Annotated in this window: 2 protein-coding genes; both read left to right on the top strand. The window is 68.3% G+C overall.

Features of this window, described 5'->3' with window-relative positions:
- Positions 1-95: 95 nt before the first annotated feature.
- Positions 96-1,007, top strand: a complete 912-nt coding sequence (locus N878_RS19525) for a glycerophosphodiester phosphodiesterase (RefSeq protein ID WP_021445241.1) — start codon at positions 96-98, stop codon at positions 1,005-1,007.
- A 562-nt stretch (positions 1,008-1,569) separates the two neighbouring features.
- Positions 1,570-1,770: LysE family transporter (locus N878_RS19520; protein ID WP_031303537.1), on the top strand; the 201-nt coding region annotated here is incomplete at its 3' end.

Here is a 1,770-nt window from a genome sequence, read left to right as displayed (position 1 = left end):
AGAGGGGACGGCGCTCCCGGCTTCGCCCTGCTGCACTTGCCAACACCCCCGCCGCTGGGGCACAAAGCCCTGAACCGGTTTCGAGACCCCAGCCCATGTTGCGCTTCGCCCGCTTCCTGCTCGCCCCCCTGCTGCTGCTCGCCGCGGCCCTGCTGGTGCTGGCGCTGACCAGCCGTCCGGCCGCCGTGCCCGAGGTGCTCGCCGACCTCGGCCAGCGCCCACTGGTGATCGCCCACCGCGGCGGCAAGGGACTGTGGCCGGAGAACACCCTGTTCGCCTTCGAGCGCGCCGTGGCCCTGGGCGTCGACATGCTGGAGATGGACCTGCACCTGAGCCAGGACGCCGAACTGGTGGTGATCCACGACGACACCCTGGAGCGCACCACCAATGGCCAGGGCCCGGTCGCCCACTACAGCCTGGCCGAGCTGCAGGCCCTGGACGCCGGCTACCACTGGAGCGCCGACGGCGGCCAGAGCCATCCCTACCGCGGCCAGGGCACGCGCATCGCCAGTTTCGCAGAGGTGCTGGAACGCTTCCCGCTGGTGCCCAAGGTGGTCGAGATCAAGGTCGCGGACGTCGGCATGGAAGCCCTGCTGTGCGAGACCCTGGCCAGCTACGACCAGCTCGACCGGGTGATAGTCGGCAGCTTCCACGAACGCAGCCTCAAGCGCTTTCGCGAGGTCTGCCCGGAGGTGGCCACCTCCGCCGGGCCGGTCTCGGTGCGCCTGCTGCTGGCGCTCAACTGGCTGGGCCTGAGCGACCTGCTGTCGCCGTCCTACCAGGCCCTGCAGATTCCCCAGCGGCACAGCGGCCTGACCCTGGCCACCCCGCGCCTGCTGCGCAACGCCCAGAGCCGCGGCCTGCACGTGCAGCTGTGGACCATCAACGAACAGCCGGCCATGCGTCGCCTGCTGGAGATGGGCGCCGGCGGCCTGATCACCGACTACCCGGATCGCGCCCTGCAGCTGCTGGGCCGCTCCACCCAGCTCGGCGCGTTGCCCGACTGAGGCGCCCCCTCCCAAGCGGCGCCGCCCATCGGGCGCAGCCGGCCTGGCGATTTATTCGCCAGGCCATGCCACCCCGCGGCCCTGGCGGGCTGGCGACAGCCGCCCGCAGCTTATTCACAGAAACCTCCACAGTTTCCCGGGATAACTGCGCCGATGCACTCGAGCGCTGTGGAAAGGACTGGACAAAACCCGCGTTACCCGGGCGCTTGCGAGCAACCGGCAGCGCCGCTCAAAAACCGTACAACGCCCTGCAAGCCGCGCTATCCGTGGCCTGCAAACAAGCGCTCTCAGCTTATCCACAGATCGCCCCACAGAACCCGGGGACAACTGCGCGACCACCCCGCTATATTCCCCAATCACTGTCAAGTGGTTGTGCACAAAGGAAAAACCCTCCTGCTCAAAATTCCACCGACAGCCTGCAGAGGGCGCAGAATCGGCGCGCCGGGCCACCTTCCTCAGCTTATCCACAGAAATGCCCACAGCAGCCGTGGAAAACTTTTTTGCGATGGCCTGGCACGCCATCTGCTAAACACCAGCAAGCCTCCGTTCACAAGGATTCGTCATGTTCAGCTTCTTTCTCGCCGCCATGCTCCTCGGCTTCGTGTTCAATGCGGCGCCCGGCGCGGTGTTCAGCGAAACCCTGCGGCGCGGCCTGCGCGACGGCTACCGCCCGGCCCTGCTGGTGCAGATCGGCTCGCTGGTGGGCGACGCCACCTGGGCCGCGCTCGGCCTCACCGGCCTGGCCCTGCTGCTCGGCAGCGCC

It is taken from the genome of Pseudomonas sp. EGD-AK9 (assembly GCF_000465935.2).
Taxonomy (GTDB): Bacteria; Pseudomonadota; Gammaproteobacteria; order Pseudomonadales; family Pseudomonadaceae; genus Aquipseudomonas.
The sequence above is the reverse complement of the archived record's forward strand: the minus strand, read 5'-3'. Positions and strand labels throughout refer to the sequence as shown.